This window comes from Pseudomonadales bacterium, from assembly GCA_013215025.1.
Classification (GTDB): Bacteria; Pseudomonadota; Gammaproteobacteria; order Pseudomonadales; family DT-91; genus DT-91.
In genome coordinates, this window is record JABSRR010000166.1 from 1 (window position 1) to 7,267 (window position 7,267).

Sequence of the window (7,267 nt, forward strand, 5' to 3'; positions counted from 1 at the left end):
CTAATCCCATTTTTTTCTTTACTTAGCAATAACGCTAATGCTGCTAATGTTGATAATGTTGATAATGTTGTTAAAGTTGAAATCACGAGCAAAAACCCGGACAACAGTCAGAGCCTGCTGCCCTCCAAGGCCCGCTACCATGCCAATATTAATGGTTTTGAACTAGTCGCAACACAGCAACTTCATCGCGATAAACAACAATGGCATGCAAACCAATCGATCATTAGCCTGTTGGGTACTATTGAAGATAGCGCACGATTCTCTATTAAAAATGGGGTGATTATCGATGCTGATTATCAACAATCACAGAACTTGCTGGGCGAAAATAAAAACTACCGTATACAATTTTCAAATGCTGGCACTTCTGCGGACGTTTTTCGCGGCAAAAAGTCCCCACGGCATTTTTCTGAACCTGACGGCCATCAACTGCACTCTGACCTTACCTTTCCGCTGGCGTTGAGAATGCAATGGCTGCAGTCGCCAATGCGAGAATCATCAAGTTTTAAGGTGGTAAATCGCGCGAAGCAACTCACGCAGTTTAGCTTTAGGCGCAGTGGTTATGAAACCATTAGCACAGCAGCTGGACAATATCCGGCGCTGAAATTAATCTACCAGGCCGCAGAGACAAACAGCTACCCTCAGGCAACGGTATGGCTGCTAACTGAGTATAATTATTTATTGGCTAAATTGTTGCTTAAGACATCCGCTCAAGAGCAGTATCAATTATCATTGATAGACTTTACTATTTCGAAATCTGAGTAATATGGGTAGTCTGGCAAGGCTGAGTAGTCTTGGCGGCTCATAGCGTCCGTTATTGTGACAGGATTTAAAGTGACTAATTCGCCACTAAAAAGCCTGTGACCGCACGGTACTCTTGCTCTACCGCATCAATAATTTCAGACGCACCGCTCAAATTTGCTTGGTGACCCATATTTTCCAAGGTGAGGCAAAGTTCAGTGAGTTTATTTGCCGATAGATTCAAGGCAGAGCCTTTCAAGCCATGCGCAGATTGTCTCAGCAATTCAGCATCCTGCTTGTCAACTGCCAACAGCATTTGTTCAATTTTGTTGGCTGAGTCTTTGACAAAGGTGTCAACCAAGGTCGAAAAGTCATCGCCCATGAGTTCCTTTAGCATGGCAATATTATTTTCATCGATGCACATAAAAGATGTCCTTATTGAATATGCATGGATTGAGAAATTCATCGGTAGAATTAATGCTTATCAATTTATGCAAAGAGCTCAATCGTGACTCTACTCCCTTGCTCTGAAAAAGCCATGCTATCACTTAATTTTTTGACCAACGATAGCCCTCTGCCACTCAACGGAGAACTTTGATCACTCAGGGCATCCACGCTGGAGTTTAAAAATGCTTCATAATCAAAGCCATCGCCGCTGTCTTTCACAGAAAGTCTAAAATAATGCTGACTCTCTGAAGACTGATAATCAACCGTAAATTCCACAAAGCCCTGTTTTAACTCTGATAAGCGCTTGGACTTTTCAGCCAAATATAACTGAAAGCCATTTTTCGATGATTTTAGCTTTGAATCTAATCGTAATACGCCATGATCCAATGCATTGACAAAAAGCTCAGATATAATGGTGTAAATATTATTCAGTTGTGACGACACCATGGGGGCATCATTTAGCATCGTTTGCATCAGCTGCGTGGGATCAGCATGGCGAAGCATTTCACCCTCAAGACGATAGCTAAAATTCCATCGCAGTGGCTTATAGGATGGCCGCTTTTGCATAAAAACCGGCTGATTAAAAAATTCATCTTGCGCAATCATTTCAACGGCAATCAGAGACAAATCATCAGAAAAAGCATCGCTTTGGGTAAACGCTTTGATGTCTGTAAAAATATAATCAACGATGCGCGAATGTTTTGATTGAGCCACGAAGTCAGTCAACGCCTTATTTAGTCTGTCAGTGCCGTACATCTCGCCTGCTCGTGATTCACTTTCTATCAAGCCATCTGAATAGGCGACCAATAAAGAGCCAACCGGCATTGCAAATATTTTGGTGGCATCACTGAATTTTTCATCACTGAGAATCCCCAGCGCAACATGCATTGACTGCAGCTGCTGTAATTCGTTGCGTTCACTATTAAATAAAGCGATATCGGGTAAGGCAGCATTAAACACCTCAACTGTATTGAGTTTAAAATCAAACTGTATCAACGCGGCGCAGCAAAACACCCCAACAGGTAAAATATCTTTTAATTTCGCATTAATTTCACGAGCGATAACACGGATTGAGAAACCTTTCGCTACCATAGAGTAAAAGGTTTGGGAAATTGGAATTGTGCCCACCGCTGCAGCAAGGCCATGACCGGTAAAGTCACCAAGCAATATACACAGATCGCCGGTTGGGTGCAGTGCAGCAAGCAATACATCGCCATTAAACAGTGCGAGAGGTGACAGGTTATAATCAATATTTTTTGCTTCAAGCACGCCTTCATGTGCAATTTTATCGAAGGTTCGCTTCGCTACTTCCTGCTCTCGGATCAGGCGCTGGTTATTGTCATATATTTGGTCACGCTGAGATTGAAGCGTGTAGTGCATGTGCTGCATGCGCACGAAGGAGTCAATTTTGGCTTGCAGAATCACGCTGTGATAGGGTTTCGATAGAAAGTCGTCCCCGCCGGCTTCAATACATTTCGCTAAAGAGTCAGCATCATGTAAAGAAGTTAAGAAAATAATAGGGATGAAATCATCCTGCATATTTTCTTTGATTTGTTTAGCCGCTTCAAAGCCATTCATTTTAGGCATAAGCGCATCTAATAAAATCAAATCAGGTTTTAAACGCTTGAAGTGCTCAACCGCTTCTAAACCATTGGTCGCCGTGTATGTAATATGTCCTTGCGAACGAATAATCGCCTGCAGTATAAATCGGTCGGTATCACTATCGTCAGCTATGAGTATTCGAAGTGATTCAGCAGGCATGTGTTACGGTGTAATAAATGTTAACTATTGAATATCAAAGAGCTGTTCGAAGTTGGAAATGGTTAGAATTTTTCGAACATCCTCATTCGCATTGATAATAAGTATTTTGGCGTGATCACCGCCTGCAAAGTCCCTAAGAAGCAGTAACATGCCTAAGGCTGAGCTGTCTAAATAGCTGGTTGAGCGCATATCAATGGTAAATTGCTCTGGCATAGACTCAACGTTCTCGTAAGCCGCACAGAATTCTTGGTGGGAACTGAAGTCGAAACGACCTTCAACGGAAATGACAAGCTCTGAGGTGTCATGAGAAAATTTTGACTGAATTGTCATGAAAACTCCTAGAAATTTACGCCATTTTAGATGATGCGAGTAAAATCTCAATAGAAATTAATTGAACGGAATGTTGCCCGGTTGAATGGCAATAGCTATAGCCGAAACAGTAAAACATTAATTGATATTAAGACTCGGGGCATTTCTGTATTAAAATCTTGGCATCGCTACGTATAAGAACGATAATGGATCATCAATAATTTAAATAATTCTTTAGGAGTTAATTATGTCTGATATTCAGAGCGCATTGGCACAAGAGCTGATTGCTAAGGCAAGAGCACTGGTGCCAACTATACGTGAGCGCGCGCAGGACGCTGAAGACAACAGCCACATCCATGATGAGACCATGCAAGCAGTGGTTGAAGCTGGTTTATTGAGAGTTTTACAGTCGAAGGATTACGGTGGCTACCAACTCTCACCTGAAGTATTTTATGAAATTCAGAGCATTTTAGCTGAAGGTGATATGTCAGTTGCTTGGCTATACGGTGTTTTGGGTGTACATCCATGGCAGATCGCTTTATTCGATAAAGATGCGCAAGATGAAATCTATGGCGAAAATGGCGCTAAAGCAGACACTATTGTTGCTTCGACATATATGCCAACCGGCATCGCAACGCCAGTCGAGGGCGGCTTTAGCTTATCAGGTCGCTGGGGCTTTTCATCAGGCTCGAAACATGCCGAATGGATCATTTTAGGCTGTATTGTTCCAAAAGCTGAAGGTGAACCACCCTTCCCACCCGATATGCGTAACATCATCATTCATAAAGATGACTACCAGATTATCGAAAATTGGGATGTGCTAGGCCTTAAAGCGACTGGCTCGCATGATATTGTCGTTAAAGACGCATTTATTCCAACACGTCGCGTTTTTGCTGTTGGCACGCCAGTTGGTCATTTTCCAGGAAATCAAATTAACGATGCAGCGTTGTTTAAAGTTAACTTTGGCCAAATTTTCCCTCGTGCGGTTGCTTATGCATCGGTTGGCTGTCTGCAATCTGCCATTGATGCTGCGCAAGAATATGCCAGTAAAGTGAGTCCAAATACTGGCGCTGCGCGCGGTGACCTCCCTGAAGTTCAGGCGGCATTCTCTGCAGCCGTGCATGAAGTTGAGGTGCAAAAATTAATCATGCGTGCAACGGTGGCCGAATGGATGGAATATGCTGAAAAAGGCGAAGAAATGCCGCTTGATCGTAGATCGTACCGACGTTACCAGCAGGCTCAAATCGTTGATAAATGTTTAAATGCTACGGTTGATTTATTTAAACAGCTAGGCGGTGATGCCGTTCGCCGTGGCGTGATTACGAAAGCAATCAGTGACCTTGAAACGGCACGTTGCCATGTTGCGAATATGTCGTTCAAACAGGCTATGAACTTTGGTGGTGTCGCGAATGGTCGCCCTCAAAAAGAGTTCTTTTTATAAACGACGAATTTACTTCCCCCCCTCTACTTCTGCTGTTAACTAGTACCTTCGCAGTTGCAGATCAGCAGTAGATCAAAAGCCGGCGAACGCCGGCTTTTTTGTGTCTATGATTCAACCAAGCTAGGTATTTTTCACTAGGCATCTTGAATGTGCAGGTGCTTTGCTGCATAAGCAATTAACAGCAAAACTGGGATGCAAAGCGAGCCTGTAAAGATAAAGAAAAAGCTATAGCCAATACTCTCTACAATAGCGCCTGAATAGCCACCTAAAAGTTTAGGCAATAAGGTCATTAGCGAGCTAAATATGGAGTACTGCATAGCTGTAAAGCGTAAGTTAACTAAGCTGGACAGAAACGCAATAAAGGCAGTTGTCGCTAAGCCCCCTGCTAAATTATCCATAGCAATCACAGTGTAAAGCAATGGCAATTTAGCGGGGAAATACACTAAGGTGATAAAACAGATATTGGTTAACATAACCAAAATTGCCGACCAGAACAGCAAAGCTATCACGCCGAATCGCAGCACACATATGCCGCCAATAAAACCGCCGACAATCGTCATCAAGGGGCCAAAGACTTTTACAGCAGTCGCTATTTGGGTTTTATCAAAGCCCATGTCGAGATAGAAAATATTAGCTATTACGCCAAGAACAATGTCGGATGCACGAAACAAACCGATTAAAAGTAAAATCAGAATCGCTAATTTTCGTCCGTGGCTGTGAAAAAAGTCCACGATGGGTTCAATATAACCGCTAACAAAAAATTCTCGCGGCATGAAACCAGACAGTATTAACAAGCGCGCGCACAAATAGGCAGCCAATGCGGCCATTAGTAGTTGTGATAAGGTCAGCAAGGCGGCCAATAAAATACTATCTACATCCAAGATATGGTGAATTAAAGCCCCTACTCTATAGCTAACAATAAACACTAAAACCATAGCGACAAAAGCAAGAAATATGCGCAGATATTGGCCGATATCAGCCTGCAAATCTTGCTTTTCATCAGCTAGCGGAATTGGCTCACGCATAAATATTGCAGTGACGACGCCGACCAGCATACATGCCGCAATGCAGGCATAGGCATTGCGCCAGGCTGAATAGACATATTCATCGGCGCTGCCAGCAAATAACGCCGCCAAGTACAAGGTGCCAGCGCCAGCAACTATCATACCGAGACGATAGCCTGCGGTGTAACTTGCCGATAGTAAACCCTGCATGCGCTTTGGTGCCGACTCGATTCGATAAGCATCAATCACAATATCTTGTGTTGCTGAGCTGAAGCCCAGCAATACTGCAGCAAAAGCCATGAAGACTAATTGATTAGGCGCAGTGGGATTAGTCGAGGCCATCCAAAGTATGGCGATAATAATCATGCATTGCGAGAATAATAGCCATGAGCGTCGCTGTCCTAGTCGATATATAATTGGCAACGGCAAACCGTCAACTATTGGAGCCCAAATAAACTTAAATGAATATGCCAGCGCTGCCCATGAGAACACTGTGACAGATGACTTGCTAATACCTGCTTCTCTTAGCCAAATTGACAGGGAAGAAAATATAAGCAGTAACGGCAAGCCAGCTGAAAAGCCAAGCAAGCCGAGAATCCAAACATTTTTGTTATAAATGACAGCGCATAGAGAGGCTGAATCTGTCTGTCTGGCATGCATAGTGACGAGATTAAGCCACCTTTACCAGTTCACTTTTATCACGGTGATCAAATTCACGGCCATAAATATCAAGCATCGTGCTCTGACGATATTTAAGTGTTTCTGCACCGACCTCAAGTTGCATAGAAAAAGCCGTTGTTTTTGCTTTTTCAAACATAAAATCAGATTGCGCAACAGTAAAATCCTGCTGCTCTAGATCAGCAGATACCGATATTACCGTTTTATCACCCTGTTGCTCAGCATTACCGCCTGCCACAATGGCTACAGCGCGAGGAATATTGACCGAGTGCGTAATCACGCCGGTTTTAGAATCCCATGTCCAATAACCAATCTGATCATGAAACTGTTTATCATTGGATTTACGATAGACTTTTTGGTGATAACGGACGACGGCTAGCACCTGGCTATCAGCATTTTCCGCATCACCAATAGCTTCGAAATTCATCGTCTCATAGTATGGGTTGCGTTCAATCCCATCTTTTTCATGTTGGTCCGGGGAAATATCTAGACCACGGTCGCCTTTCCACTCGCCAACTAACATTGCTAATGGGCCATAATCTAAACCATCAATCACTGTGCTCATAAACGTTCCTCATATTGCGTTCAGTGTTTAATTTATATTATCCATAAATAAATTCTAACTTATTATATGTATTGAATCGATAGTAATAAGCTATCAACAACCTAACAACAATCGCTACAAACTGTACAAAGCAAATTCGCGCTGCAGCTGAAGCATTTGCGCTGGCCTTACTGATAAGCTTTGCCCATCGTGAAAATTAAACGAATAAGCCTCTGCATTGCTGCAGAGCAGAGGCAAGGCACAAAGAAAAAATGCCGCTGAATCATTTAGCAGGCACATTGCTGTACTTGCAGGGTGTTGATTGGACTCTGTTTCCTGCAAGAG

At 43.1% G+C, this 7,267-nt stretch carries 7 protein-coding genes; 2 read left to right on the forward strand and 5 right to left on the reverse strand.

Annotated elements, in window-relative coordinates; translation table 11 throughout:
- A partial coding sequence (locus HRU21_10695) for a DUF3108 domain-containing protein (protein ID NRA42756.1) occupies positions 1-762 on the forward strand: 762 nt, incomplete at its 5' end.
- 73 nt (positions 763-835) lie between these two features.
- On the opposite strand, the gene HRU21_10700 is transcribed toward HRU21_10695, so the two are convergent.
- From HRU21_10700 to HRU21_10710, 3 genes are all read right to left on the reverse strand, one after another.
- On the reverse strand, positions 836-1,162 hold the full coding sequence (locus HRU21_10700; protein NRA42757.1) for an Hpt domain-containing protein: 327 nt from the start codon (positions 1,160-1,162) through the stop codon (positions 836-838).
- Between the two features lie 65 nt (positions 1,163-1,227).
- A complete protein-coding gene (locus HRU21_10705; protein NRA42758.1) occupies positions 1,228-2,946 on the reverse strand; it encodes a fused response regulator/phosphatase in 1,719 nt (572 codons plus the stop codon).
- 24 nt (positions 2,947-2,970) lie between these two features.
- Entirely contained in the window at positions 2,971-3,276 is a 306-nt protein-coding gene (locus HRU21_10710) for an STAS domain-containing protein (GenBank protein NRA42759.1), read from the reverse strand.
- A gap of 226 nt (positions 3,277-3,502) precedes the next feature.
- On the opposite strand from HRU21_10710, the gene HRU21_10715 reads away from it, so the two are divergent.
- Complete coding sequence (locus HRU21_10715; protein ID NRA42760.1) at positions 3,503-4,696, forward strand: flavin-dependent monooxygenase; 1,194 nt, start codon at positions 3,503-3,505, stop codon at positions 4,694-4,696.
- A gap of 134 nt (positions 4,697-4,830) precedes the next feature.
- On the opposite strand, the gene HRU21_10720 is transcribed toward HRU21_10715, so the two are convergent.
- Both HRU21_10720 and HRU21_10725 read right to left on the reverse strand, forming a co-directional pair.
- Entirely contained in the window at positions 4,831-6,360 is a 1,530-nt protein-coding gene (locus HRU21_10720; protein ID NRA42761.1) for an MFS transporter, read from the reverse strand.
- Between the two features lie 10 nt (positions 6,361-6,370).
- Entirely contained in the window at positions 6,371-6,943 is a 573-nt protein-coding gene (locus tag HRU21_10725; GenBank protein NRA42762.1) for an FABP family protein, read from the reverse strand.
- Between the last annotated feature and the right edge of the window lie 324 nt (positions 6,944-7,267).